This window comes from Polynucleobacter sp. MWH-UH19D (genome assembly GCF_040409795.1).
In the GTDB taxonomy this organism is placed as follows: domain Bacteria; phylum Pseudomonadota; class Gammaproteobacteria; order Burkholderiales; family Burkholderiaceae; genus Polynucleobacter.
On record NZ_CP099571.1, the window covers coordinates 920,832 to 947,425 of the forward strand.

The 26,594-nt window shown below is 44.6% G+C and carries 22 protein-coding genes and 2 tRNA genes; 19 read left to right on the forward strand and 5 right to left on the reverse strand.

What is annotated here, in order from left to right; genetic code table 11:
• Positions 1-12: 12 nt before the first annotated feature.
• On the forward strand, positions 13-504 hold the full coding sequence (gene rimI / locus NHB34_RS04700; protein WP_353428468.1) for a ribosomal protein S18-alanine N-acetyltransferase: 492 nt from the start codon (positions 13-15) through the stop codon (positions 502-504).
• Entirely contained in the window at positions 501-1,028 is a 528-nt protein-coding gene (locus tag NHB34_RS04705; protein WP_353428469.1) for a hypothetical protein, read from the forward strand. Before rimI ends, NHB34_RS04705 begins: the two co-directional genes overlap by 4 nt.
• A gap of 13 nt (positions 1,029-1,041) precedes the next feature.
• Here the strand turns inward: NHB34_RS04705 and lplT are convergent, their stop codons facing one another.
• Positions 1,042-2,361, reverse strand: coding sequence for a lysophospholipid transporter LplT (gene lplT / locus NHB34_RS04710; RefSeq protein ID WP_353428470.1), 1,320 nt, complete (start codon positions 2,359-2,361; stop codon positions 1,042-1,044).
• Between the two features lie 73 nt (positions 2,362-2,434).
• Here lplT and alr point away from each other — a divergent pair, with 73 nt between their 5' ends.
• Positions 2,435-3,535, forward strand: coding sequence for an alanine racemase (gene alr, locus NHB34_RS04715; RefSeq protein ID WP_353428542.1), 1,101 nt, complete (start codon positions 2,435-2,437; stop codon positions 3,533-3,535).
• Positions 3,536-3,579: 44 nt separating this feature from the next.
• On the opposite strand, the gene NHB34_RS04720 is transcribed toward alr, so the two are convergent.
• A complete protein-coding gene (locus NHB34_RS04720; protein WP_353428543.1) occupies positions 3,580-4,467 on the reverse strand; it encodes an outer membrane protein assembly factor BamD in 888 nt (295 codons plus the stop codon).
• Between the two features lie 20 nt (positions 4,468-4,487).
• On the opposite strand from NHB34_RS04720, the gene NHB34_RS04725 reads away from it, so the two are divergent.
• From NHB34_RS04725 to NHB34_RS04755, 7 genes are all read left to right on the forward strand, one after another.
• Positions 4,488-5,531 carry an RluA family pseudouridine synthase gene (locus tag NHB34_RS04725; protein WP_353428471.1) on the forward strand — a complete coding sequence of 348 codons (1,044 nt, stop codon included), beginning with the start codon at positions 4,488-4,490 and terminating at the stop codon, positions 5,529-5,531.
• Positions 5,528-6,289: a peptidoglycan editing factor PgeF gene (pgeF, locus tag NHB34_RS04730; protein WP_353428472.1), complete on the forward strand. Its 762-nt coding sequence runs from the start codon at positions 5,528-5,530 to the stop codon at positions 6,287-6,289. Before NHB34_RS04725 ends, pgeF begins: the two co-directional genes overlap by 4 nt.
• A 158-nt stretch (positions 6,290-6,447) precedes the next feature.
• Entirely contained in the window at positions 6,448-8,070 is a 1,623-nt protein-coding gene (phaC, locus tag NHB34_RS04735) for a class I poly(R)-hydroxyalkanoic acid synthase (RefSeq protein WP_353428473.1), read from the forward strand.
• 51 nt (positions 8,071-8,121) lie between these two features.
• Positions 8,122-8,862, forward strand: coding sequence for a 3-ketoacyl-ACP reductase (locus NHB34_RS04740; protein ID WP_296967538.1), 741 nt, complete (start codon positions 8,122-8,124; stop codon positions 8,860-8,862).
• A gap of 110 nt (positions 8,863-8,972) precedes the next feature.
• Positions 8,973-9,533 carry a polyhydroxyalkanoate synthesis repressor PhaR gene (gene phaR / locus NHB34_RS04745; RefSeq protein ID WP_353428474.1) on the forward strand — a complete coding sequence of 187 codons (561 nt, stop codon included), beginning with the start codon at positions 8,973-8,975 and terminating at the stop codon, positions 9,531-9,533.
• 2 nt (positions 9,534-9,535) lie between these two features.
• Positions 9,536-10,894, forward strand: coding sequence for a 30S ribosomal protein S12 methylthiotransferase RimO (gene rimO / locus NHB34_RS04750; RefSeq protein ID WP_353428475.1), 1,359 nt, complete (start codon positions 9,536-9,538; stop codon positions 10,892-10,894).
• 83 nt (positions 10,895-10,977) lie between these two features.
• Positions 10,978-12,162 carry an acetyl-CoA C-acyltransferase family protein gene (locus NHB34_RS04755; protein WP_353428476.1) on the forward strand — a complete coding sequence of 395 codons (1,185 nt, stop codon included), beginning with the start codon at positions 10,978-10,980 and terminating at the stop codon, positions 12,160-12,162.
• 16 nt (positions 12,163-12,178) lie between these two features.
• Here the strand turns inward: NHB34_RS04755 and serB are convergent, their stop codons facing one another.
• Both serB and mfd read right to left on the reverse strand, forming a co-directional pair.
• A complete protein-coding gene (gene serB / locus NHB34_RS04760; RefSeq protein WP_353428477.1) occupies positions 12,179-13,069 on the reverse strand; it encodes a phosphoserine phosphatase SerB in 891 nt (296 codons plus the stop codon).
• A gap of 29 nt (positions 13,070-13,098) precedes the next feature.
• Positions 13,099-16,650, reverse strand: a complete 3,552-nt coding sequence (gene mfd, locus NHB34_RS04765) for a transcription-repair coupling factor (RefSeq protein WP_353428478.1) — start codon at positions 16,648-16,650, stop codon at positions 13,099-13,101.
• 23 nt (positions 16,651-16,673) lie between these two features.
• Between mfd and ispD the strand changes: the two genes are divergently transcribed.
• The 9 genes from ispD (at position 16,674) to NHB34_RS04810 (ending at position 25,924) form a co-directional block, all read left to right on the forward strand.
• Positions 16,674-17,420 carry a 2-C-methyl-D-erythritol 4-phosphate cytidylyltransferase gene (gene ispD / locus NHB34_RS04770; protein WP_353428479.1) on the forward strand — a complete coding sequence of 249 codons (747 nt, stop codon included), beginning with the start codon at positions 16,674-16,676 and terminating at the stop codon, positions 17,418-17,420.
• 10 nt (positions 17,421-17,430) lie between these two features.
• Positions 17,431-17,934 (forward strand): 2-C-methyl-D-erythritol 2,4-cyclodiphosphate synthase, encoded by a 504-nt coding sequence (gene ispF, locus NHB34_RS04775; RefSeq protein ID WP_353428480.1) that lies wholly within the window; start codon positions 17,431-17,433, stop codon positions 17,932-17,934.
• A gap of 79 nt (positions 17,935-18,013) precedes the next feature.
• Positions 18,014-18,100, forward strand: a tRNA-Leu gene (locus tag NHB34_RS04780).
• Positions 18,101-18,157: 57 nt separating this feature from the next.
• Positions 18,158-19,495, forward strand: coding sequence for a trigger factor (gene tig / locus NHB34_RS04785; RefSeq protein WP_353428481.1), 1,338 nt, complete (start codon positions 18,158-18,160; stop codon positions 19,493-19,495).
• A 25-nt stretch (positions 19,496-19,520) separates the two neighbouring features.
• On the forward strand, positions 19,521-20,150 hold the full coding sequence (gene clpP, locus NHB34_RS04790) for an ATP-dependent Clp endopeptidase proteolytic subunit ClpP (protein ID WP_353428482.1): 630 nt from the start codon (positions 19,521-19,523) through the stop codon (positions 20,148-20,150).
• A 34-nt stretch (positions 20,151-20,184) separates the two neighbouring features.
• Positions 20,185-21,543: an ATP-dependent Clp protease ATP-binding subunit ClpX gene (gene clpX, locus NHB34_RS04795; protein ID WP_353428483.1), complete on the forward strand. Its 1,359-nt coding sequence runs from the start codon at positions 20,185-20,187 to the stop codon at positions 21,541-21,543.
• 190 nt (positions 21,544-21,733) lie between these two features.
• Positions 21,734-24,166 carry an endopeptidase La gene (lon, locus tag NHB34_RS04800; protein ID WP_353428485.1) on the forward strand — a complete coding sequence of 811 codons (2,433 nt, stop codon included), beginning with the start codon at positions 21,734-21,736 and terminating at the stop codon, positions 24,164-24,166.
• A gap of 111 nt (positions 24,167-24,277) precedes the next feature.
• Positions 24,278-24,353, forward strand: a tRNA-Val gene (locus NHB34_RS04805).
• Between the two features lie 107 nt (positions 24,354-24,460).
• The gene (locus NHB34_RS04810) at positions 24,461-25,924 is read left to right on the forward strand and encodes a peptidylprolyl isomerase (protein WP_353428486.1); all 1,464 of its coding nucleotides are present in this window, start codon (positions 24,461-24,463) and stop codon (positions 25,922-25,924) included.
• Positions 25,925-25,933: 9 nt separating this feature from the next.
• On the opposite strand, the gene NHB34_RS04815 is transcribed toward NHB34_RS04810, so the two are convergent.
• Positions 25,934-26,593, reverse strand: coding sequence for an arylesterase (locus tag NHB34_RS04815; RefSeq protein ID WP_353428487.1), 660 nt, complete (start codon positions 26,591-26,593; stop codon positions 25,934-25,936).
• Between the last annotated feature and the right edge of the window lies 1 nt (position 26,594).

Below are 26,594 nucleotides of genomic sequence, written 5' to 3' on the forward strand. Positions count from 1 at the left end.
GAGCTTTGTTTCATGTCTATGCAGCTGGCAGATCTTGATGCTGTATTGGCTATTGAGTCTGAATCTCATATACATCCATGGACTAGAGGAAATTTCTCTGATTCTCTGGCTGCGGCACATTGGGCTTACTGCATTCGACCAAACTTGGATCAAGGCAAAGAGACTCCCGGTACATTTTTAGATTCTCATGCATTGTGGGCTTACTGCATTCTCTACCCCGCAGTGGACGAACTTCATCTTCTCAATATCACCGTCGCGCCAAAATTGCGCAAGTTAGGATTGGGTGCGCGCATCATGGAGGCAATTGAGGGTGTCGCGGCTCAGCAAAAAATGCCCAGAATTATTTTGGAAGTTCGGGCTACGAATGAGCCAGCTTATGCCTTATATAAAAAATTAGGCTACGAGCAAATAGGCACACGAAAAGGCTATTATCCAGCCAACCCCGAGACAGGTACTCGTGAAGATGCAATAGTGATGGCGAAATCCATTAAGCTAGAGTCATGAGCAATTTGCACGCAAGCTATCTTAAAGAGATGGGCATCACTGAGTGGGTGACGCGAGACCCTGTTTCGAATGAAGCGCGAACTACTACGCCTGAATCAACCCAGCAAAACTCAGAGTCGCAGCCTGAGGAATTTTCTCCGCGTGCTTATTGGTGGTTCTTTGGATCAAAGCCTCAGGGTCAGGCGCAATTATTGTTTCAAAATCTGATTCGAGTTTTAGGCCTGTCTTCTCGCGAGTGGTCTTGGAAAATTCCAGGAGAAGACTTATCTAAGCTTCGATTGCCGGAGGATGGTACCCCGGTAGTAGCACTTGCTTTTGGTTCCTCTGCAGTCCAGAAAGTGACGGGAGAACGTGATCCCCTGTCTCAGTTGCGTGAAACGATTTTGGCCTTGAATACTGGAAATGATGATGAGATTCCGGTCATAGCCACTCAGGATTTAGCCCAAGTTGTTGGTAAGCCTAAAGAGAAAGCTTTGCTGTGGCAAGATTTGTTGTTGGCTAAATCTGTTTTGCAAAACGGTTAAGACTCAATTTCAGCTAGTGCTTATGCTCGCCAATTAAATGCATCGAGTCATATTCTGCTTGATTGCGCTCATGACGTTTGATGACTAGCCACATGATTCCACTCACGGCAAGACCGAAACCAATAATGACAGCTTGCACTGGTATGTCCAGCCAGATCAATAAAGAGTACATAGCCAGCATTGCTAGTACAGAAATATTTTCATTGAAGTTTTGCACGGCGATGGAGTGACCTGCCGACATCAAAACGTGGCCGCGATGCTGTAATAGAGCATTCATCGGAACAACAAAGTAACCTGCAAGCCATCCAACCAGAATCAGCAATGCGTAGGCGGGCAACAAGTTTAGTGTGATCTGTAATTTACCAATAGTGAATAGGGTGGTGTTTGGTAATAAGTCAGAGTTGTAGATTGCCATGACACAAACAACTAAACCCATCACAATGCCATAAGGCAATACATTCAGTGAATTGCGGAGCGGTACTCGCCAAGCGGCCCATACAGCGCCGCCCGCAACACCGACAGCAGAGATTGCCTGCAAAATTGCACCTTGCGAGAGATTCATATGCAGGGCAACTTGAGCCCATTTAATAACAATGAACTGAAGCGTTGCACCAGCACCCCAAAATAGGGTTGTTACAGCAAGTGAAATTTGTCCAAGTCGATCATTCCAAAGCGTTTTAAAGCAGATGGAAAAATCTTTGATCAGATCTATTGGGTTTGTTTTTTGGGAGACATAGCGGGCCCCAGTATCTGGAATTTTCAGGTTAATCAATGCCGCAATGACATAAATCATCATGATGATGAGGATGGCCGATTCAGCAGGGGTGTCGATACCTGTTTCCATACTTGGCATATCTAAGGCAAGTAAGCTTTGCGAAACCGTGCTGCTGATCAAGATGCCACCTAATACGGTGCCTAAAATAATTGATCCAACAGTTAATCCCTCTATCCAGCCGTTTGCTGCAACCAATTTTTCTGGCGGCAGGAGCTCAGTCAGAATTCCATATTTGGCAGGAGAGTAGGCGGCGGCTCCTAGGCCAACTACTGCGTAAGAGAGCAGTGGGTGTCCGCCAAAAAGCATGGCAACGCAACCAACAAATTTGATCGTATTGGTTATGAACATCACATTGCCCTTTGGGCGGGAGTCTGCAAAGGCGCCAACAAAGGCTGCAAGCAAGACGTAAGACAAGACGAAGAATAATTTAAGTAAAGGAGTCATCCAGGCCGGAGCACTAAGCTGGGCCAGAAGGGCAATTGCTGCAATGAGCAGGGCGTTATCAGCTAGCGACGAAAAAAATTGCGCCGCCATAATGATGTAAAAACTACGGTTCATTCGTACAATCTAGTCATTAATACAATTAAAACATGAAAGGAGGGTGGATATGGGCTCATCAGCTAATGGCTTGATTAATAGACCAATTTTGGCATCAATTGACACCCAGGCCTTTGCGCATAATTTAAGCCGTGTCCGCCAGCTAGCTCCAGAGTCTAAGATTTGGGCGGTGATTAAGGCTCGTGCCTATGGTCACTCTTTTGAGGCGGTACTCAATGGGCTTGGGGCGACGGATGGCTTTGCGCTTTTAGATATTCAAGATGCTGTGTGGCTCAGGGAACGTGGCTGGCAAGGCCGCATTTTGCTACTAGAGGGTCTTTTTCATGAGAATGAATTAGATCTTGCTCAAGAGCTACATTGTGATTTAGTGGCTCACTGCGATGCGCAGGTAGATTGGTTGGAGCGTTATGCCGATAAAGTCCATAAGCCTATTAATGTCTTTTTGAAGATGAATACTGGTATGAATCGCCTGGGATTTAAACCAGAAAATTACAGAACGGTATTTCATCGACTGCATGCCGCTGGTTATCGCATGCATCACATGACGCATTTCGCCAACGCTGATCAAGTCAATCAAGACCCGACTGTGGGTAGTCAGCTGGAAATATTTAATCAAACCACGCAAGGTCTAGAGGGTTCAACCTCCTTAGCAAATTCGGCTGCAATTCTTTGGCATCGGAATGCGCTCGGGGACTGGGTCCGCCCTGGGATTATGTTGTATGGTGCATCCCCAACCGGTTTGTATACAGATATTGAGCATGCTCACTTAAAGCCTGTTATGCAACTTCGTAGTGAGATTATTGATATTCAAGATCTTCGGGCTGGAGATCGAGTTGGTTATGGTGGACGATTTACTGCACCTGAGGATATGCGTATAGGAATTATTGCCTGTGGCTATGCCGATGGTTATCCGCGCCATGCAAAAGATGGAACGCCAGTTTGGGTTAGTAGTTCAGCTCAGTCTAGCGACGGCGTGAGTTGCCCACTTGTTGGACGCGTCTCTATGGATATGTTAACGATTGATCTGCGCAATGCTCCCAATGCCAAGATTGGAAGTGTTGTTGAATTATGGGGCAGTAAAGTGCCCGTAGATGAAGTGGCAAGAATGAGTGACACAATCGGTTACGAGCTGCTATGCGCTGTAGCCCCGAGGGTGCCGGTAGCAATTATCTAAGTAAATAAACTGCCTGCGTTAACAATTCACACTGCAAGCAGCATTTATTTATTCCAGATCTGCCACCAGCGGCGTTCTTTTTGAGCTCGTTGACCTGTTTCCAGCATTTGACTGTCTGGGAAGTTCAATTTGAATACTCGCAATGAGTCGTTACTTAACTGGGTTAAGCCCAATTTTTCATAGGACTTAATCAATATATAAAGGGCTTCCTCCACTGCGGGAGCGCGATCGTAATCTTTAATCACTAACTGAGCTCTATTTGCAGCTGCTAGATAAGCCCCTCGTTGATAGTAAAAGCGAGCCACAATCACATCTGCTTCGGCAAGTGAGTTCACGATGTAACGCATGCGATCTAAAGAGTCGGGAGCATATTTACTATTGGGGAATCGTTCGACCACGGTTTTAAAAGATTCAAAAGCTTCTTTTGCAGCCTTAGGGTCACGCTCGCTTAAATCTTGTCCAGTAAATTTCCCCAACCAGCCTAAGTCATCATTAAAAGTAATTAAGCCTTTAAGGTAATAGGCATAGTCAAGGGTTGGACTGCCTTGGTGTAATTTGATAAAGCGATCAATCGCAACCAAAGCCTGGGTTTGCTCTTGAGCTTTCCAATAGCAGTAGGCTGCGTTAATTTGTGCTTGTTGAGAATAGGGCCCAAACGGAAAGCGTGCTTCGAGTTTGTCAAAGTATTTGCCGCATTTAGCAAAGTCGCCATCATTGAGCTTATCTGTTGCTTCTGAATACAGCTTGGACTCTGACCAGATATCTGTATCGTCCTTTTGGCCATCACTACCAGCACAACCTCCGAGAATGAATGGACTGCAAACAATTAAAATAAGCAGTGCAATAGAACTGAGATTGATTCGAGCGCTTACTATTTGCGATGAAAAGGATCCAGCAAGCCTTAAACTGGCGTCTGATATTGCTCCGGACATAACTGAAAGGCTCTTTAAGCGTGGCATTGCCGCAAACTCCTGATTCGAATCCCATTGATTATATCGATGATGAGGATTTCATCTCCCTGGAAATTCCATTAGAGATGGCAGGCGAACGCCTAGATAAGGCGTTGGCGATGTCTTTGCCCGATTATTCCCGAAATCGTCTCAAAACCTGGGTTGAGGCTGGCGCTGTCATGGTCGATGGCAAAGTTACCAAAGCCCGCTATATATTACGTGGTGGCGAGAGCATCAAGGTATTCCCACAGGAAATGCCTGAGCAACACGCCTTTAGTCCACAAGACATTCCCTTGGATGTGGTTTATGAAGACGATTCTTTGATTGTGATTAATAAGCCACCTGGATTAGTGGTGCATCCAGCAGCAGGTAATTGGTCGGGGACATTATTAAATGGGTTGCTGTTTAAGTACCCTGAATTAAATGTATTGCCACGAGCAGGTATTGTTCATCGTTTAGACAAGGATACTTCTGGATTGATGGTAGTGGCGAGAACTTCGCAGGCACAGACATCTCTTGTGCGACAACTACAAGATCGAACAGTAGGTCGTCGATATTTAGCATGGGTTTGGGGTGATACTCCTGCCCAAGGAAAAGTTCTAGCTTCAGTAGGACGAGATCAGCGTGATCGCTTAAAGATGTCAGCAGGAAGCCTCCAGGGGAAGCCGGCAGCAACCGCATATCGCAGGCTTACAAAAGGCAAATTTCAAAACCATCCGGTTTCTTTGGTGGAATGTCGTCTTGAAACAGGGCGCACACATCAAATTCGTGTACATCTTGAATCCTTGGGATTCCCTTTGCTGGGTGACCCTGTTTATCGCAAGAAGAGCCCTAGCGTGGCGCAATCTTTGACTTTGCCAAGACAGGCTCTACATGCTTTTGTGCTGAGCTTGCAACATCCGGTTACCCAAGAACTTGTGAGTTGGTATAGGAGTCCTCCTGTCGATTTATTGGATCTACTTCCCGAACTGGGTATGTCTAATGAGGATTTGCCACAAGAGCAGGCAGTATTGGCAGCCATTCATCAAGGACATAGTGCTGAATGAAACGACCAACACCAGAGATTCAGTTTTTAAGTCCTGAGTGGCCTGCGCCCTCTCAGATCAAAGCAATGATTACCTGCAGAGAGGGCGGTTTTAGTCAGGACCCATATCATTCCCTGAATTTGGGCGACCATGTTGGCGATGACCCAAAGTGCGTGTTAGCGAATCGAGAATTACTGAATCAATATTTGCCCAATGAAGCTCTTTGGTTAACGCAAGTCCACGGAACAAAGGTGAGCACCCCAAGTTTTCGGCTAAATGAGGCTGATGCGATTGTGACCAACCAGTCAAATGAAGTGCTGGCAATTATGACTGCCGACTGCTTACCTATATTGTTTGCTAACGATGCGGGCGATGTAATTGGGGCCGCTCATGCAGGATGGCGTGGATTGTGTAATGGTGTAATAGAAAGTACCGTAAAAGAAATGCAGGTATTGGCTGGGACAAATTCTGCTAAAGATATATTGGCTTGGCTGGGACCCGCTATTGGACCGCAGGCTTTTGAAGTGGGACTAGATGTCCTTGATGCTTTTCGGGATTCAGGGGTGCCGTTTCCAGCAGATTCATTTGTGGAAATTCCAAATAACCCTGGTAAATATTTAGCGAATTTATATGCATTGGCTCGTAGCCGCCTCAAATCCATTGGTCTGCAACGCATTTACGGCGGAGATTATTGCACTGTGAAGCAAGCGGAGAAATTTTTTTCCTATCGTCGCGATGGTGTCACTGGTAGATTCGCAAGTTTGATTTGGATCAAATGATCTCATCAGTAAGTCGTCCTTTGTCGCCTTCACGCCAATGAGGGTAATTACTAGTAATTACGAGCAACTGGCAGATTAATCCTTCTTCTAGGGTTATTGCGTATAACTCTATTGCATTTACAAGTGGAGAATGTTCATAGTTAATAGAAGAGAAGATTATGTTTTCAAGCATGAATACAGGTGCGACGCCATCTTTGGCACCGCACCATATGGCATTAATTCCCCAAGATCGCTTGGCAGAAATTCAAAAGGAATATTTTGCAGAGTTAGCACACATTGCCACCAACCCTGAAGCAATTGAAGTTAAGGATCGTCGCTTTGCTGGTAAAGCGTGGCATTCATCTTGGAGCAAGGTGATTGCCGCTACCTATCTACTGAATTCAAAGCATTTAATGTCTCTGGCTAATGCAGTAGATACAGATGAGAAAACTCGTCAAAAAATCTTATTCACAACTGAGCAAATGATTGACGCTTTATCGCCATCGAATTTCATTGCCACCAATCCTGAAGTGCTTGAGAGCATTATTAGTACACAAGGCCAATCTATTCAAAAAGGTATCGTCAATTTGCTTGGCGATATGAAAAAAGGAAAGGTATCAATAACGGATGAAAGTGCTTTTGAGGTTGGCAAAAATATTGCCACTACAGAAGGCTATGTTGTATTTCGAAATGAACTATTTGAGCTAATTCAATACAGCCCATTAACCGAAACAGTATTTGAACGTCCTTATTTAATGGTTCCACCATGTATCAATAAGTACTACATCCTAGACTTACAACCAGACAATTCTGTGGTTCGTCATATGGTTGCACAGGGACATACCGTTTTCTTGGTGTCATGGAAGAACCCTGATGCTTCGATGGCCGAAGTGAGTTGGGACGACTATGTAGGCAAGGGTGTTATCAAAGCGATCGAGGTTGTTCAAGAAATTAGTGAATCCAAGCAGATTAATATTCTGGGTTTCTGCGTTGGCGGAACATTAACCACTTCTGCTTTGGCTGTTTTAGCTGCTAAGAATCAACACCCCGCAGCAAGCTTAACTTTGTTTACGACATTGCTTGATTTCACCAACACGGGTATTTTGGATGTCTTCATCGATGAGGCTATGGTCGAATTACGTGAAAACACCATTGGTGGTAAAGCTGGCAATTACGGCATGATGTCAGGCTTGGATTTAGGCAATACCTTTTCATTCCTGCGCCCCAATGATTTAGTGTGGAACTATGTTGTAGAGAATTACCTCAAAGGAAATTCGCCCCCACCATTTGACTTGCTCTATTGGAATGGTGACTCTACAAACCTACCAGGCAATATGTATTGCTGGTATCTACGCCATACCTATTTGCAAAATGATTTGGTTAAGCCAGGCAAGGTCACTATCTGCGGTGAAAAAATCGATCTAGGCAAAATTAAATGCCCCGCATATTTATATGCCTCGCAGGAAGATCACATTGTGCCCTGGCAATCAGCTTATGAATCTACGCATATTCTTAAAGGTAAAAACCGCTTCGTCTTGGGTGCATCAGGGCACATTGCTGGAGTGATTAATCCACCTGCAAAGAACAAGCGTTTTTACTTTGAGAACAACTCAATTGCTCCAACAGCCCAAGAGTGGTTTGAGAAAGCAAAACAGATTCCTGGAAGTTGGTGGCCAAATTACACCAAATGGCTTGAACAATATGCTGGTGAGCGCAAACCTGCAAGCAAAAAATTTGGCAATGAAAAGCATAAGAAAAAAGAAGCTGCACCTGGCGTTTACGTCAAAGAAAAAATTTCTTAGACGAGCAATACATATACAAATTTAACGAAAGTTTTTTACAGGGGGAAAGTGATGTCTCAAAAAGTCGCATATGTAACTGGTGGTATGGGTGGTATTGGTACCGCTATTTGCCAACGTTTGGCAAAAGATGGTTTTAAGGTTATCGCAGGATGCGGACCAAATTCTCCACGTAAAGATCGGTGGCTTGCTGAGCAGAAAGCTCTTGGTTTTGATTTCATTGCCTCTGAAGGCAATGTCTCTGATTGGGATAGTACGGTAGCAGCTTTCGATAAAGTAAAAGCGGAAGTGGGTCGTGTCGATGTATTGGTGAATAACGCCGGTATTACTCGTGATAGCGTATTCCGTAAGATGACTCCAGATGCATGGAAGGCAGTAATTGATACCAACCTCAATTCTTTATTCAACGTTACCAAGCAAGTCATTGATGGCATGGTTGATAACAATTGGGGCCGTATTATCAATATTTCATCGGTAAATGGTCAAAAAGGCCAATTTGGTCAATGTAACTATTCCACTGCTAAAGCAGGTTTACATGGCTTCACTATGGCCTTAGCGCAAGAGGTAGCAACTAAAGGCGTGACTGTGAATACGGTTTCTCCTGGCTACATTGGTACTGATATGGTGAAAGCGATTCGTGAGGATGTATTGGAGAAGATCGTTGCTGGAATTCCTGTGAAGCGTTTGGGTACACCAGAGGAAATTGCTTCTATTTGCTGCTGGATCGCATCAGATGATGGTGGCTATGCAACTGGAGCTGACTTCTCTCTAAACGGTGGAATCCATACAGGCTAATTTATCCAAAATAGCAGTATTGAAGGGGCGCAACCCGGCTTGTTTACCTTTTGCTCAAACTAAGGCTAAACTATGCCGATGTTGCGTTGCAGTAATCAGTAAGGAAAATAATGGCTACCCGTTCCAAAAAAGCTGGTGATGATCGGCTAATCAAGAAATACCCCAATCGTCGTCTTTATGACACCCAGACCAGTACTTATGTCACCTTAACCGACATTAAGGGTTTGGTGATGACTAATGAGAGTTTTAAAGTTGTAGACGCCAAAACTGATGAAGATTTAACTCGCAATATCTTGTTGCAAATTATTTTGGAAGAAGAGGCTGGCGGTGCGCCTGTTTTCTCCACTCAAATGCTTTCGCAAATCATCCGCTTTTATGGCAATTCTATGCAGGGTCTGATGGGAAATTATCTAGAAAAGACCATGCAATCTTTTGTGGATATTCACAATAAGTTAGGTGACCAGACCAAGTGTCTTGGCGCAGGTAGTACGCCAGAGGCTTGGGCGCAGATGCTGAACTTGCAAAATCCATTGATGCAAAATCTTATGGGTAGTTACATGGAGCAGAGCAAGGATTTGTTTGTCAAAATGCAAGAGCAAATGCAGGGCTCTCATAATATGTTTGGCAGCTTTCCATTCGCACAACAGCCTAATAAAACCGAAAAAGAATAGTTGTGGCTGGAAAAATTGGTTTTGTATCCTTGGGTTGCCCCAAGGCATTAGTTGATTCCGAACTGATTCTGACGCAATTAAGCGCAGAAGGCTATCAAACCGCTAAAGACTACTCTGGCGCAGATCTCGTGGTAGTAAATACATGTGGCTTTATTGACTCTGCGGTCGAGGAGAGCCTCTCTGCAATTGGCGAGGCTTTGGCAGAAAACGGCAAAGTAATTGTCACGGGTTGTCTTGGTGCCAGGAAGAATGCGGATGGTACCGACCTGATACAGAGTATTCATCCTAAGGTTTTAGCAGTCACCGGACCGCATGCTACCGATGAAGTGATGCAAGCAATTCATTTGCACTTGCCTAAGCCGCATGATCCATTTACAGACTTAGTTCCTCCGGCAGGAGTTAAGCTCACCCCCAAGCACTACGCTTACCTCAAAATTTCTGAAGGATGCAACCATCGTTGTACCTTTTGTATTATTCCCAATTTGCGTGGTGACTTGGTATCTCGCCCAATTGGTGAGGTTCTTCTAGAGGCAAAGCGCTTATTTGAATCTGGCGTCAAGGAGTTGCTGGTTGTATCGCAAGATACCAGTGCTTATGGCGTAGATATTCAATACCGCACGGGTTTTTGGGATGGCAAACCAGTTAAAACTAGGATGTTTGATCTAGTTGATGCGTTAAACCAAATCGCACGTGAACATCAGGCATGGGTGAGGTTGCATTATGTCTACCCATATCCTCATGTGGATGATGTTTTGCCCTTGATGGCGCAATTTTCAGGACATGGATATGGTGTATTGCCGTATTTGGATATTCCGTTGCAACATGCGCATCCTGATGTTCTAAAGCGCATGAAGCGACCTGCAAGTGGCGAGAAGAATCTTGAGCGAATTTTGTCATGGCGTAAAGCTTGTCCTGATTTAGTCATACGCAGCACCTTTATTACAGGCTTTCCTGGTGAAACAGATGAAGAGTTTCAGTATTTGCTTGATTTCTTAGATGAAGCGCAAATCGATCGGGCAGGGTGTTTTGCTTATTCTCCAGTCGATGGTGCCTTGGCTAATCAACTGGAAAACCCAGTTCCAGACGCTATTCGGGAAGAGCGAAGAGCTCGATTCATGGCTAAAGCTGAGCAAATATCCATTCAACGCCTGTCCAAAAAGGTCGGTAAGCGTATCCAGGTATTAATAGATCGAGTGGATGAATCAGGCGGTATAGGTCGCAGCATAGGAGATGCCCCTGAAATTGATGGTTTAGTGAGGGTTTTGCCTGCTAGTAAGCCCTCAAAGCGCTATCGAGCTGGTGAAATCATTCGTGCTACGGTGATTAGCTCCCAAGGGCATGACCTAATAGCCGAAACTTGACGAATGGAATAAAACTATTGTTTTGGCTGTTTTAGTACAAATTTGGCCCAATGAAAGGGCTTTTTCACCGTAAGGGGATTTTTATGAGTCGTGATGTCGTTGTCTTAAGTGCAGTTCGTTCCGCAATTGGCAGCTTTAATGGTTCTTTGAGTGGTTTTGAGCCTTCCGAGCTTGGTGGAATTGTCATGAAAGAAGCGGTAGCCCGCTCCGGTGTAGACCCCACAAAAATTAATTATGTGACTGTTGGCAACACTATTCCAACAGATAGTCGCTATGCCTATGTAGCTCGTGTAGCTGCCATCCAAGCCGGCTTGCCAATGGAATCCGTTGCAATGGCCTTGAATCGTTTGTGTAGCTCAGGCTTGCAAGCGATTGTGACAACCGCTCAACAGATTATGTTGGGTGATTGTGATTATGGTGTTGGTGGTGGTGTAGAAGTCATGTCTCGCGGTATGTATGGTTCTCCAGCGATGCGTAGCGGTGCTCGTATGGGTGACACAAAGATGCTTGATTTGATGGTGGCTGTTTTGACAGACCCATTTGGTGTTGGTCATATGGGCGTTACTGCAGAGAATCTAGTTGAGAAATGGAAATTGACCCGTGAAGAGCAGGATGCTTTGGCGGTGGAATCTCATCGCCGTGCTGCAAACGCTATTAAAGAGGGTCGCTTTAAGTCTCAGATCGTTCCTATTACGATTAAAACTCGCAAGGGGGATGTCGTATTTGATACGGATGAGCATTGCAAACCTGATACCACAATGGAAACACTGGGCAAAATGAAAGCCGTGTTTAAGAAAGAGGGCGGTTCTGTTACTGCTGGTAATGCATCAGGCATTAATGATGGCGCAGCTTTCTTTGTGCTGGCCGACGCTGAGACCGCTAAGAAGGCGGGTCACAAGCCAATCGCACGCTTAGTTTCTTATGCAGTAGCTGGCGTTCCAAACCACATCATGGGCGAAGGCCCAATTCCTGCTACTAAGCTTGCGCTCGAGCGCGCTGGTTTGAAGCTCGATCAAATGGATGTGATTGAGTCTAATGAAGCATTTGCTGCGCAAGCCTTAGCAGTTACCAAAGGGCTCGGATTAGATCCTGCTAAGACTAACGTTAATGGTGGGGCGATCGCTTTAGGTCACCCAATTGGTTGCTCTGGCGCTGCAATTGCTACTAAGGCAATACATGAACTGCAACGCGTTCAAGGTAAATACGCTTTGGTAACAATGTGTATTGGTGGCGGTCAGGGTATTGCAACTATTTTTGAGCGCATGTAATGAGATAGCTATTTAATTAGCTGATCAACAGAAGAGCAGCATCCAAGCCGACGTGGTCAAAAGCCGCGTCGGCTTTTTCTTTAACTACTGGCTTGGCTTGATAGGCAACACTGATGCCAGAGCCATTCATCATGATGAGATCATTTGCACCATCGCCCATTGTGATGGCGTTTGATCTAGTGCAGCCTAATTTTTGGCAGGCATCATCAAGGTGAGCAGACTTCGCAAGGCCATCAACAATGTCGCCCAGAACTCTACCGGTAAGTTTTCCGTCAATAATTTCTAGAGTATTGGCTTGGGTTTGTTTAAATCCAAGTCTTTCACGCAGTTTTTCTGTGAAGAAGGTAAAGCCGCCAGATACAAGAAGTGTATAAAGGCCACGTTGCTGAGCGCCAGCAAGCAATTCAACTGCGCCAGGATTGGGTCTTAAGCGCTCGCGATAGACGGCTTCAAGCGCATCTGCATGAATTCCCTCTAGTAGTGCAACACGCCTTCTCAGACTTTCTTTGAAGTCTTTGATCTCGCCTCGCATCGTAGCTTCGGTAATTTCTGCAACTGCTGCTTTCTTGCCAGTGAAGTCCGCAATTTCATCTATGCACTCAATATTAATGAGTGTGGAATCCATATCCATTGCCAAAACTTGAATATTCCCGGGTATCAAATTGGCATCTAAAAAGCAAAGATCAGTTTTGTCTTGAGAGCAAATTAAACGTAACTCTTCGCGCTGTCTCACATCTAAATGAAGGCTACAAGTCCAGCGTTGAGAGTGATAGGTGCCATTCGTAATTTGTCCGCCAAGTGTATGAAGGGCGGCACCAAATCCACTGGCTCGATCCTTTAATTGGAAGGCGAGCTTTTCGGGAATAGGATTGCGAGAAATTGCGACTAGGATTTGGTGTTCTGCCATGACTCAATAATAGATGAGAAGGAAACTTGCTAGCTCACTTTGGCTGCGCTTAATACGGCTGAATCATTTAAACGCCGAAGAACTTGTCGTATTGCCTCAAGGCGCTGTTCAAGTTTCTCAAAATCACGCTCTTTCTGAGGGGTAACCTTCAGCTTATCCTGACCATTTAATTGGATGTGTTTGGACGACTGAATCAGCTGAATGATTTTCATTGAGTCAATTGGTGGGTTGGGGATGAATTGAATCTGAATGGTGAGCGGACTAGCATCAATTTTCTTAATGCCAAATCCTTGCATTTCTAGTCTTAAGCGATGGGTCTCATAAAAAGATTTAGCTTGGTCAGGTAAATCTCCAAAGCGGTCAACAAGTTCCTCACGCAATCCCATTAAATCAGAAAAATCATTGCAATTAGCAAAACGCTTATACAAAGAGAGTCGTTCATGTACATCGGGACAGTAGTCCTCGGGAAGTAGAGCTGGCACACCTAAATTAACATCAGTTGTGGCTTGCAGAGGCGAAAGCAAATCAGGCTCTTTGCCGCTTCTTAATGATTTGACCGCACGATTAAGCATTTCTGTATAAAGCTGAAATCCAATTTCATGAATTTCTCCCGACTGTTTATCGCCCAGCACTTCACCAGCCCCCCGAATTTCTAGATCATGCATGGCCAAATAGAAGCCAGAGCCCAATTCTTCCATTGCTTGAATCGCATTTAAGCGTAATTGGGCCTGTTTGCTTAAGGCCTCAGGATCTGGGACCAGCAAGTATGCGTAGGCCTGGTGATGGGATCGTCCAACACGGCCACGTAATTGATGAAGCTGTGCCAAACCAAATTTATCGGCACGATGCATGATGATGGTGTTGGCAGTAGGCACATCAATGCCAGTTTCAATAATTGTCGTGCATAACAATATATTGGTGCGTTGCGTAACAAATTCACGCATGACAGCTTCTAATTCGCGTTCATGCATTTGCCCATGAGCCACGCTAATTCGAGCCTCTGGAATGAGTTCTTGCAAAGCGTGTTTACGATTTTCAATTGTCTCAACTTCGTTATGCAAAAAATAAACTTGGCCGCCACGTTTAATTTCACGCAGTACTGCCTCGCGTATAACGCCGTCACCTTCTCGCCGCACAAAGGTCTTAATGGCAAGTCGCTTTTGTGGAGCTGTGGCAATGATAGAAAATTCGCGTAGACCTTCCATTGCCATGCCCAGAGTTCTTGGAATGGGGGTAGCGGTTAGAGTGAGAATATCAACTTCGGCACGTAATGCTTTTAATGCGTCCTTTTGCCTTACTCCAAACCGATGCTCTTCATCGACGATTACTAATCCTAGATTGGCAAATTGCGTTTCTTTGGAGAGCAATTTGTGGGTGCCAATAATGATATCTGCTTCCCCTTTAGCAATGGCTTCTAATGCAGCGTTAATTTCTTTAGCGGTTTTAAAGCGAGACAGTTCAACAATTTTGACGGGCCAGTCTGCAAAGCGGTCTTTCCAGGTTGTGACATGCTGTTCGGCAAGCAAAGTGGTGGGAGCAAGAATAGCTACCTGCTTGCCACCCATCACCGCTACGAAACTGGCACGTAATGCAACTTCAGTCTTACCGAATCCGACATCACCACACACTAGGCGATCCATGGGTGTACCACTTGTCATGTCACCTATCACCGCAGCTATAGCATTGGCTTGGTCTGGGGTTTCCTCAAAGCCAAAACTTTCTGCAAAAGCTGCATAGTCGTGTGCAGAAAATTCAAATGCATGACCCTTGCGGATTGCTCGCGCTGCATAAAGCCCAAGTAGCTCTGCAGCGGTATCGCGAATTTGTTGTGCAGCCTTGCGCTTTGCTTTATCCCATTGCCCAGAACCCAGTTGATGTAACGGCGCAGAATCGGGGTCCGATCCCGCATAGCGAGTTACCATTTGCAGTTGTTGAACCGGAACATACAAAGTTGCATCACCCGCATATTGCAGATGTAAAAACTCCTCAAATATTGGAGCTTCTTTGGAGCTTGCAAGATTTAGTAAGACCAATCCTTGGTATCGTCCTATGCCATGCTCAGAATGAACAACTGGATCTCCAATTTTGAGCTCAGATAAGTCCTTGAAGAGCATATCTGGATCGGCATTCTCCCCGGCTTTACCCTTGCGCCTCTGTCTTGCGGTGGAAGTAAAGAGCTCGGCTTCAGTTAAAACTAATAAATTCTCTGAAGTCCATAGAAAACCATTGAAAAGAGGGGCAGTTACTAGGCCAAAGAGAGAATCACTCTTAACAAAGTCAGCAATGCCATCAAAATTTTCAGGCTGCAGTGGATATAGTGGTGTGCCATCCTGTCCCGCAACACCATTGCTCTCATCTAATAGTTGTCGAATCGATTCCTTACGCCCAGCACTATCGCTGCAAATTAAAACTCGAAGTCTCTTTTGGGAGACGATATTGCGTAAACGGGAAATCGGGTCATGGTCACGTCGATGCACGGCAACATCTGGTGCAGCATGAAAACTTTTAGAATCATTTTTGCTATCTAAATCACTTTCCAATACCAAGCGCGCATAGGGCTTTGCATTGGAAAAGAATTCATCAACATCTAAAAATAATTGATTAGGCTGAAGAATCGGTCGATCAAGGTCGTGCTTTAGAAAGTCATACCGTGATTGAGTGTCTTTCCAAAAGCTACGTATTGATTGTTCAAGATCGCCAATATTCACAAGCCATACGGGGTCACCGGATCTTGGGAAGTAGTCAAAGAGAGTGGATTGTTCAGCGAAGAAAAGGGGCAAATAGGATTCAATACCAGCACTAGGAATCCCAAGATTTGCATCCTTGTATATTGCGCATCGGCTAGGATCGCCTTCAAATACTTCTCTCCATCGACCTCTAAAAGCGGTGCGCGCTTCATCATCAAAGGGAAATTCATGTCCAGGAAGAATGCGGACTTCTTTAACGGGGTAGAGGCTACGTTGTGTATCTGGATCGAATGCCCGAATTTGTTCGATTTCATCATCAAACAAATCTAGTCTGTATGGAAGACTAGAGCCCATTGGAAATAAATCAATTAATCCGCCGCGAATACTGTATTCACCAGGACGCATCACTGCGCTAACTGGGTCGTAACCAGCTTGCTGCAGCTGGAGTTTTAATGCGGCTTCATTGAGTTTGTCCTTTTGTCTAAAAAAGAACGTATGCCCAGAGAGAAACTGAGGTGGGCCTAATCGTTGTAGAGCTGTGCTTACAGGCACCAAGACTATGTCACAGCTTCCATTGAGAAGTTCATATAAGGTGGCTAGACGTTCGGATATTAGATCTTGATGGGGTGAAAAATGATCGTAAGGAAGAATTTCCCAGTCTGGTAAAAGGCGGACTTTAAGTTGCGGGGCGAATTCGGGAATTTCTTCGACCAGCCTTTGCGCCTCTTGTGCTTGGGCACAAAAAACGACCATGACAGAGTAATCATTTCGATAGCGTATCGCTGAATGGGCAATCAGAGCGGCATCAGCAGAGCCTACGAGCCCTGAAAAGGTAAAGCGCTGCCCAGCCCGCGGAGCGGGTACGGGGGGTGCTAGATTTAATGCATCAGACATCTGAGCTCATTATAGAATCAGGTATGAGCCTCGCAAACCAACCGCCTAACCCCATTAATCGCTGTCATGCGGTATTGCCAACTGCGGGTACTGGCTCTCGATTAGGCGGGGAGTTGCCTAAGCAATTTCAGCAGTTGGCCGGCAAGCCAATGCTGGCATATGCATTAAGTGCTTTTGCTCAAGTGCCTCAGATTGAATCTATTTGGGTTGGCGTTTCATCAAGTTTTATTGATCATCCCATCTTGAAAGACTTTTCCAATTTGGGTAAACCTATTCACTTTCTACCAACTGGCGGACCCACTAGACAAGAAACTGTACGAAATACCTTGGCAGCTTTAATGACTGCGGGCGTAGGCGAGGAAGATTGGGTACTGGTACATGACGCTGCTAGGCCAGGCATCACTTCAGCACTAATAGAAAAATTGATTCGAACTGTTCATGGTTCCAGTTCGGGTGGTCTACTAGCTATGCCTTTAGCTGACACACTCAAGCAGGCTGATTTGAATTCGACGATTGCTGGAAATCCGCCTCACTCAATGAAAACCATTCCACGCGATCATCTTTGGCAGGCTCAAACTCCGCAGATGTTTGGCTTGAAAAAACTTCACGCTGCATTAGAGGAGGCCATTCGTCAGGAGTTTGATGTTACGGATGAGGCAAGTGCTATGGAATTGGCTGGAGAGAAGCCCTTATTGGTTGAGGGCGCAACTCGAAACCTTAAAGTGACTCATCCTGCAGATTGGGAACTCATGCAACTCTTATTGGGCTAAGCTAATTCATATGACTCAATCAAATATTCACATTCCCCAATTCCGAATTGGCCAGGGCTATGACATTCATGCCTTGGTCTCCGATCGTAAGTTCATTTTGGGTGGCGTTCATATTCCTTATGAAAAGGGTTTACTTGGCCATTCTGATGCAGATGTTTTGTTGCATGCCTTGACGGACGCTTTGTTGGGTGCAGCGGGTCTTAACGACATTGGTCAAATGTTTCCAGACAATGACCCTCAATTTAAGGATATGGATAGCCGAATTCTCCTAAGAGCAGCTTTGCAAAAGGTCCAGGCAGTTGGCTTCCAGGTGGGTAACGTGGATGCCACCATCATTTGTCAGAAACCTAAATTGGCTGGATATTTGCCTGAAATGGTTCGAAATATTGCCGCTGATTTAGCTGTTACCCCCAGTCATATCAACCTAAAGGCTAAAACCAATGAATCCCTAGGTCATTTAGGGCGGGGTGAGGGCATAGCAGTTCATGCAGTTGCTTTGCTCTTTAAGGCCTAAAACAGCCTTTAAAAACCTAAACATTGTAGAATTGTGGTCTTTAGAGTGAAGTTTGAGCTTGGCAGTGTTTGCGGAATTCGCGAGGATGGCGAAATTGGTAGACGCACCAGGTTTAGGTCCTGACGCCAGAAATGGTGTGGGGGTTCGAGTCCCCCTCCTCGCACCACAAGATTACTACTTGGCTTGGACTTCATATTTCCTGATCTTCAATTAAGAGACGAGAATGGCTGTGCAGATAGAAAATTTAGGTTCTTTAGACCGCAAGATGACTTTAGAGTTTGCTCGTGCTGATTTAGCAAAAGCACGCGAAGCGCGTCTGGCAAAAGTAGGTAAGACCATGAAAATGGCGGGCTTTCGTCCAGGAAAAGTTCCTAAGAACATGGTGGAAAAGCAGTACGGCATGCAAGTCGATTTTGAGTTGCAATTTGATAAGGCATCTGAACTCTTTTTTGAGCACAGCAAAAATGAGGGCATTGCTCTTGCTGGCCAGCCACGTCTTGAACCGAAAAGCGAATTAGATGCAGACACGATTGTGTTCGATGCTTATTTCGAGGTATTACCTGAGGTAAAGATTGGTGACTTCAGCAAAGCCGAAGTCACAAAGTACACAACAGAAATTGGCGATGCTGAGATTGACCGCGCACTTGATGTATTGCGCAAACAGCAAGTTCATTATCATCCGCGTGGCGAGGCTGGACCTCATGGCGATGGTGGCGCAAATACTACCGCACAGAATCGCGACCAAGTTGTAATTGATTTTGTTGGCAAAATTGATGGCGTCGAGTTTGCTGGCGGTAAGGCGGAAAATTTTGAATATGTATTAGGCGAAGGGCGCATGCTCCCTGAATTTGAGGCGGCTACTTTGGGCTTAAAGGCCGGAGAGAGTAAGTCATTCCCACTCAGCTTCCCTGCCGACTATCACGGCAAAGATGTTGCGGGCAAAACAGCCGAGTTCACGATTACCGTCAAATCTGTTAACTGGGCACATTTACCAGCAGTTGACGATGCATTTGCACTTTCATTAGGCGTTACCGAAGGTGGTGTTGCTAAGATGCGCGAAGAAGTAAAACAAAATCTTGATCGTGAAGTCAAACGCCGCATCACTTCTTTGTTAAAAAATGAAGTGATGGATAAGTTAAACGAACTATGTGAATTAGACGTGCCAAAGTCATTGGTTTCTTCTGAGCAAGATCGTTTGGTTGAAGGCGCCCGTCAAGATCTTATTCAACGTGGCGTCCCAAATGCAAAAGATGCTCCAATTCCTCCGGAGATTTTTGCTGAGCAAGCGCTAAAACGTGTTCGCCTAGGATTAATCTTGGGTGATTTAGTGAAGCTAAATAAATTAGCTGCTACAGCCGATCAAATTAAGGCTGAAATTGATGAGCAAGCTGCAACCTATGAAGATCCAAAGGAAGTGGTCCGCTGGTTCTACAGCAACCCAGGTCGCTTAAAAGATATTGAAAACTTGGTGCTAGAAGATAACGTTATTAAGCATTTCACATCTCTAGCTAAGGTAAATGAAAAAGCAATTAGCTTTGAAGAGTTAAGCAAGCTAAACTAATTCAATTATTGATAAGGGGTCTTAAATGAATCAGAGCCATTTGCAAGCTGAAAATCTAGAGCCAAAAGGTTTGGGCTTGGTTCCGATGGTGATTGAGACCTCTGGTCGAGGTGAGCGAGCTTATGACATTTACTCACGTCTTCTGCGTGAGCGTGTCGTATTCTTGGTTGGTGAAGTTAATGATCAAACCGCCAATCTTGTGATTGCGCAGTTATTGTTCCTGGAGAGTGAAAATCCGGACAAGGATATCTCTTTGTATATTAATTCTCCAGGCGGTTCTGTATCTGCTGGCCTGGCAATTTATGACACCATGCAATTTATCAAGCCACACGTTAGTACTTTGTGTATGGGCATGGCTGCTAGCATGGGTGCATTTTTGCTTTGCGCAGGTGAAAAAGGTAAACGTTTTGCCTTACCCAATTCTCGCGTAATGATTCATCAGCCTCTCGGTGGTGCTCGCGGTCAAGCTTCAGATATCGAAATTCAAGCTCGTGAGATTCTGTATTTGCGTGAACGTTTGAATAAGATTTTGGCTGATCGCACTGGTCAATCCATTGAAACGATTGCTAAAGATACAGATCGTGATAACTTTATGTCTGCGGAACAAGCCCGCGAGTATGGCTTGATCGATACGGTTATCGAAAAGCGTCCTTAAGACTTTTTTACTAAATACTCTTCAGGTAAAGACATTGACCGATACAACTACAAACTCTGGCGATAAAGTTTTGTATTGCTCTTTCTGCGGCAAGAGCCAGCATGAGGTCAAAAAGTTAATTGCTGGCCCCTCTGTTTTTATTTGTGATGAATGTATTGATCTTTGTACTGACATCATTCAAGAAGAGATCTCCAAGCTTCCCAAGGAAGAGGGCGATAATTCATTACCTACGCCACATCAAATTCGCGAGAATTTAGACCAATACGTCATTGGTCAGGATCAGGCAAAAAAGACCTTAGCCGTTGCTGTATATAACCATTACAAACGCCTACAGCATTTGCCAAAGCCAAAAAAAGAAAAGTTGGATAAAGACGGCAAGGTTGTAGAGTCAACAGATAAAAAAGAGTCTAAAGCCCCTGCAAAAGCGATTGTTGACGGTGTTGAATTAGCAAAAAGCAATATTTTGCTAATCGGACCTACGGGCTCCGGTAAGACTTTGCTAGCCCAAACATTGGCTCGTATGTTGGATGTGCCATTTGTAATGGCTGATGCCACCACCTTAACCGAAGCAGGTTATGTTGGCGAGGACGTAGAAAACATTATTCAAAAGTTACTACAAGCTTGTGACTACAACGTTGAGAAAGCTCAACGTGGCATTGTCTACATTGATGAGATTGATAAGATTTCACGTAAATCTGACAACCCATCAATCACCCGTGATGTATCAGGTGAGGGTGTTCAGCAAGCATTGCTTAAGTTAGTTGAAGGTACGATGGCATCAGTACCGCCACAGGGCGGTCGTAAACATCCCAATCAAGATTTTCTACAAGTTGACACCACGAACATTCTTTTCATATGCGGTGGTGCATTTGATGGACTTGAAAAAGTCATTCAGCAACGCACTGCCAAAACAGGTATTGGTTTTAATGCAACTGTTCCTGGCAAAGATGATCGCGGCGTTAGCGATCTATTACTTGAAGTCGAGCCGGAGGATTTGATTAAGTTTGGCTTAATTCCTGAGCTCATTGGTCGTTTACCAGTGGTGGCTACTCTTGCTCAGCTGGATGAGGCTGCCTTGATTGCAATTTTGATTGAACCTAAAAATGCCTTGGTTAAGCAGTATCAAGCCCTCCTCACCATGGAAGGTTCAGAGCTTGAGGTTCGTCGTGAGGCTCTCTCTGCAATTGCCAAGAAGGCTATTGCACGCAAAACAGGGGCTCGTGGCCTGCGCTCGATACTCGAGGGCTCTTTGATGGATGTGATGTATGACTTGCCTTCCTTGAAGAACGTTCAAAAGGTGGTAATTGATGAATCTTCTATAGCAGAGGGTGGTAAGCCCCTCTTAGTCTATAAACAGGATCCAGACCAAGCAGATTTGAGCAAAAAAGCCTAAATTCATAGGGTTTTTGCTGTTTTTCGGGCATTTTTGCTCACTTTTTGCACTTTTCCTACTTGAATTTCCCTAAGTGCTACCCATATAGGTAGTATCCTATTTATAAATAAAGTCTCTATTTAGTGGTTTGCAAACCTAAAAACTACTAAAAATGATTCTTGAGGATTAATTACTTGGAGGAATTGCCTTTATGCCTGGCCACTTATTACTACCCTCTGAACCGATTCAATTGCCACTTCTTCCCTTAAGGGATGTTGTGGTGTTTCCTCATATGGTGATTCCACTCTTTGTTGGACGCCCAAAATCGATCAAAGCCCTAGAGGCAGCGATGGAAACGGGAAAAAATGTCCTGCTAGTGGCGCAAAAAACAGCCGCCAAGGATGAGCCTGGAATTGAAGACCTCTATGAAGTGGGTTGTATTGCAAACATTTTGCAGATGTTAAAGCTTCCTGATGGAACGGTAAAAGTTCTTGTTGAGGGTGTGCAACGTGCTGAAGTGAGTCAAATTGAAGATAGCCTTGGTTATTTCAATTGTGAAGCTACACCTACGGCAATTAATGCAATTGACGCTCACGAAACCGAAGCGCTGCGTCGCGCCATCATGGCGCAGTTCGATCAATACGTGAAACTGAATAAAAAGGTTCCTCAAGAAATCCTATCTTCTTTAGGTGGCATAGATGACCCAAGTCGTCTAGCAGACACTATTTGTGCGCATTTACCAGTCAAGCTTGAGCAAAAGCAACGCTTACTTGAGATGACTGATGTGGTTCAACGTCTTGAAAGTCTATTGGCTGATCTTGAGAGTGAGATCGATATTCTTCAGGTTGAGAAACGCATTCGTGGACGCGTGAAGCGTCAGATGGAAAAGAGTCAACGTGAGTACTATTTGAACGAGCAAGTCAAAGCAATTCAAAAAGAGCTTGGCGAGGGTGAAGAGGGCGCTGATCTTGAAGAGCTAGAGAAGCGCATCAAGGCTGCGCGTATGCCCAAGGAAGCACTTAAAAAAGCTGAGTCTGAGTTGAAGAAGCTCAAGCTGATGTCACCGATGTCGGCTGAAGCCACCGTCATTCGTAACTTTATTGATACGCTTGTTAATCTGCCTTGGAAGAAAAAGACCAAGATCAATAACGATCTCTCAAATGCTGAAAAAGTATTGGATGAAGATCATTATGGCCTGGATAAGGTTAAAGAACGTATCTTGGAATATCTCGCCGTTCAACAACGTGTTGACCGAGTCAAGGCGCCAATTCTTTGTCTAGTGGGGCCTCCTGGTGTTGGTAAGACCTCCTTGGGGCAATCTATTGCACGAGCAACTAATCGTAAGTTTGTGCGTATGGCATTGGGTGGTGTACGTGACGAATCTGAGATTCGAGGTCATCGCCGAACTTATATCGGATCAATGCCTGGAAAAATTTTAACTAGCTTGACTAAGGTTGGCGTTCGCAATCCATTATTCCTATTGGATGAAGTGGATAAGATGGGTATGGATTTCCGAGGGGATCCTGCAAGTGCCTTGCTCGAAGTCTTGGATCCAGAGCAGAACCACACTTTTCAAGATCACTATGTAGAAGTAGATTTTGATTTGTCTGATGTGATGTTTGTGGCTACCTCGAATTCTTTAAATATTCCAGGTCCCTTACTCGATCGACTAGAGATTATTCGTCTAGCAGGTTACACAGAGGATGAAAAAACAAGCATTGCAGTTAATTATTTGATTCCTAAGCAAATCAAAAACAATGGTTTGAAGAAGGATGAATTGAAAATTGAAGACAGCGCAGTACGTAACATCATTCGCTATTACACGCGTGAAGCTGGTGTTCGATCCCTTGAAAGGGAAATTAGCAAGATCTGCCGTAAGGTAGTGAAGTTGCTACTGTTGAAGAGAGAGGCTGCGCCAGTCGTGGTAAATGCTGATAACCTCGAAAAATTCTTATCCGTACGAATGTTTGATTTTGGTTTGGCTGGAAAAGAAAATCAGGTTGGTCAAGTTACTGGCCTTGCTTGGACTGAGGTGGGCGGTGACCTATTAACAATTGAAGCTGCCGTGATGCCTGGTAAAGGTGTTATCACTAGAACGGGTTCAATTGGTGATGTCATGAAAGAGTCTGTTGAGGCGGCTCGAACTGTTGTGCGTTCAAGAGCTAGACGTTTGGGCATCGAAGACGAATCATTTGAGAAAAAGGATATTCACATTCACTTTCCGGATGGAGCAACTCCTAAAGATGGTCCGTCGGCTGGTATTGCAATTACGACTGCTTTGGTTTCTGTTTTTACAGGAATTCCAATTCGTTCTGACGTTGCAATGACTGGGGAGATCACATTGCGTGGTGAGGTATTGCCGATTGGCGGTTTGAAGGAAAAGTTATTGGCAGCGCATCGTGGCGGTATTAAATTAGCCTTGATCCCAGAAGAAAACGTTAAAGATTTGATTGATATTCCTGATAACGTCAAGAATGCGATTGAGATTGTCCCTGTGCGCTGGATCGATAAAGTGCTGGAGCTGGCTTTGGAGCGCATGCCAGAGGCGCTACCTGAGCCTACACCTGAAGAGCTCGCTAAAAAGGCGGCGGAAGCAAGCAAAGCCTCTGAGGCTGCCGCATCAAGCAAGGTGCTAAAGCACTAAGCATTAATGAGAAGGCTTAACCGCTAAATCTAACTATTGGAGATGCTAGATTTAGCGGGTTTTAATCATATGGCTTGCGCATAGGTTACAATCTCATCTGTAATATTTTTGGGGCGCTTAGCTCAGTTGGTAGAGCGTCTGCCTTACACGCAGAATGTCGGGAGTTCGAGCCTCTCAGCGCCCACCAAAAAATTGCAGAAAGGCCTCAATCGGCTTTCTTCACTGATTCCCCATAGCCTAGTAAACTCTTACAGTTGCAAGACTTATTGCTTAACTTTACTAGCGAAATTATTCATGTTTGATACCGTTCGTAAGCATCAAAAAATACTTCAATTGGTTTTGATGCTATTCATCGTGCCATCCTTTGTAATGTTTGGGATTTCCAGCTATTCCAGCTTTATGGATAAGGAAACGGACTTGGTAAAAGTAAGCGGTAAGCCAATTACTGCTCAAGAAGTAGACAACGCAGCTAAACGCCAAGCAGAAAGAGTTGGCGGCAATTTGCAAATCGCGCAAAGCTTGCAATTTCGTGAAGCCATATTAAATGAGTTACTGCAACAACGCATTCTTGGATTTGCTGTGCAAAATCTACGATTGCAGGTTGGCAAAGAAGCTTTGATTAAAAGTTTGCAGAGCATTCCACAAATTCGTGCTTTATATCGTCAGGATGGCAGTTTTGATGATGTTCGTTTTAAACAACTATTGGCCAGCAATGGCTTAAATGAAGAGCAGTTCTACGCCGGTCAGGCTTTTGATTTAAAGATTAACCAATTGGTTAACTCGGTTGCTCGTACTGAGATTGGCACTCCAAAGTTATCCGAAATTATTTCTACGCTTTATGAAACCGAGCGTCAAGTCCAATCACTATCCTTTAATGCAAAGGACTTTTTAAGTAAGGTAAATCCAACTCAAGAAGAGCTTCAGGCTTTTTATAGTGCCAATAGCAAATTATTTGAGAGCCCAGAGTACCTTGATGTGGAATACATCGTTCTTAAGGCCGATCCAAAAGAGGACGCTAAGGCTTTTAGTGAAAAGGCGGATCAATTCGCAAACATGACTTATGATCAATCTGATAGCCTGAAGCCAGCCGCTGATAAGCTAAAGCTATCTATTCAGAATCAAAAAGGCATGACGCGTTCTGGCCCAGCAAATGTATCGAGAGATCATCCTTTGGCTAATCCTAAGGTAGTTCAAGCTCTTTTTGGTGATGAGGCTCTAAAAAATAAACGTAATACTGAAGCCGTGCAAACCGCGCCTGGCGTTTTCGTTTCTGCTCGTGTGGTGGAATTTCATCCAGCACAAATTCTTCCATTTAAAGATGTAGCCAATGAGGTTAATCGTCAAGTTAGTCAGCGAGCTGCTGAAAAACTTGCGGTAGCTGCTGCGGCTGAGAAATATGCGTCTCTAGAGAAGGATCCCAAAAATACTTCCGGGTTTGCATCCCCGATATGGGTATCTCGCAATAAGCCTAGCAATATAGTCGGTCTAGCCTTGGATGATGTTATGTCTATTAACCCTGATAAATTCCCAGCCATCATTTCTGTGAGCAATCCTGGAGTGGGAGCAACACTCTATCGGGTCGACCAAGTGCGTCAACCAAATAGTGTGGATGCCAAAGTACACAAGGCTCAAGCACAGCAAATACAGGCACTTGCTGCCCAGTCTGAATTTGCTGGGTTCATGTCCTATTGGCGCGATGCTGCCAGTGTGAAGGTTATCAATCCACTGAAACCTCCATCTAGCGGATCCGGTAGCTAAACCCTAGATTTATTTCTTAGGCAAAACAAGTGATTGATATGGGGCCATAGCGCCCCATACGTTTTTAAAGAGTATTGCTTGGGCTGCAACATTTGGGTGAATGTTGTCTGCTTGAAATAATTCTTTATGCTGTGCCACACCATCTAAAAAAAATGGAAGAAGCTGTATGTCCTCTTGGGAAGCTAAAGCTGGATATAGCTCCCTAAATTGCTTTGTGTATTGCTGGCCGTAATTAGGGGGAATTTGCATGCCAAAGAGTAGTACTTTTGCGCCAGCTTGTTTAGATAGCCGAATCATTTTTTGTAAATTATTTTTGGTCTGTTCAATTGTTAAACCACGTAAGGCGTCATTTGCCCCAAGCTCTATAAAAACAATCTTAGGTTCTTTTGACTTTAAGAGGGTGGGGAGTCTTGTAAGACCACCAGAGCTAGTTTCTCCGCTAATGCTAGCGTTAAATACAGCCCAAGCACTTCCTTGTTTTTGTATTTCTTGATTTAGTAGGCCAACCCAGCCACTTCCACGGGGCAAGCCATATTCGGCTGAAAGGCTATCTCCTAAGACTAGGATAGTTGGGCTGGCATGTGCCCAAGAGTTAAATGTAAAGAACAGGCAAAATAGGCCTGTTGCTGCATATTTTTTAATCGTATTAGCTATTTGTTTTTGATGCATA

Excerpts from the sequence above, each read along its gene's own strand:
- rimI (WP_353428468.1), top strand. The coding sequence starts at position 13 with ATGTCTATGCAGCTGGCAGATCTTGATGCTGTATTGGCTATTGAGTCT.
- NHB34_RS04705 (WP_353428469.1), top strand. The coding sequence starts at position 501 with ATGAGCAATTTGCACGCAAGCTATCTTAAAGAGATGGGCATCACTGAG.
- lplT (WP_353428470.1), bottom strand. The coding sequence starts at position 2,361 with ATGAACCGTAGTTTTTACATCATTATGGCGGCGCAATTTTTTTCGTCG.
- NHB34_RS04720 (WP_353428543.1), bottom strand. The coding sequence starts at position 4,467 with ATGTCCGGAGCAATATCAGACGCCAGTTTAAGGCTTGCTGGATCCTTT.
- pgeF (WP_353428472.1), top strand. The coding sequence starts at position 5,528 with ATGAAACGACCAACACCAGAGATTCAGTTTTTAAGTCCTGAGTGGCCT.
- phaC (WP_353428473.1), top strand. The coding sequence starts at position 6,448 with ATGTTTTCAAGCATGAATACAGGTGCGACGCCATCTTTGGCACCGCAC.
- NHB34_RS04740 (WP_296967538.1), top strand. The coding sequence starts at position 8,122 with ATGTCTCAAAAAGTCGCATATGTAACTGGTGGTATGGGTGGTATTGGT.
- phaR (WP_353428474.1), top strand. The coding sequence starts at position 8,973 with ATGGCTACCCGTTCCAAAAAAGCTGGTGATGATCGGCTAATCAAGAAA.
- NHB34_RS04755 (WP_353428476.1), top strand. The coding sequence starts at position 10,978 with ATGAGTCGTGATGTCGTTGTCTTAAGTGCAGTTCGTTCCGCAATTGGC.
- serB (WP_353428477.1), bottom strand. The coding sequence starts at position 13,069 with ATGGCAGAACACCAAATCCTAGTCGCAATTTCTCGCAATCCTATTCCC.
- mfd (WP_353428478.1), bottom strand. The coding sequence starts at position 16,650 with ATGTCTGATGCATTAAATCTAGCACCCCCCGTACCCGCTCCGCGGGCT.
- ispD (WP_353428479.1), top strand. The coding sequence starts at position 16,674 with ATGAGCCTCGCAAACCAACCGCCTAACCCCATTAATCGCTGTCATGCG.
- ispF (WP_353428480.1), top strand. The coding sequence starts at position 17,431 with ATGACTCAATCAAATATTCACATTCCCCAATTCCGAATTGGCCAGGGC.
- tig (WP_353428481.1), top strand. The coding sequence starts at position 18,158 with ATGGCTGTGCAGATAGAAAATTTAGGTTCTTTAGACCGCAAGATGACT.
- clpP (WP_353428482.1), top strand. The coding sequence starts at position 19,521 with ATGAATCAGAGCCATTTGCAAGCTGAAAATCTAGAGCCAAAAGGTTTG.
- lon (WP_353428485.1), top strand. The coding sequence starts at position 21,734 with ATGCCTGGCCACTTATTACTACCCTCTGAACCGATTCAATTGCCACTT.
- NHB34_RS04810 (WP_353428486.1), top strand. The coding sequence starts at position 24,461 with ATGTTTGATACCGTTCGTAAGCATCAAAAAATACTTCAATTGGTTTTG.
- NHB34_RS04815 (WP_353428487.1), bottom strand. The coding sequence starts at position 26,593 with ATGCATCAAAAACAAATAGCTAATACGATTAAAAAATATGCAGCAACA.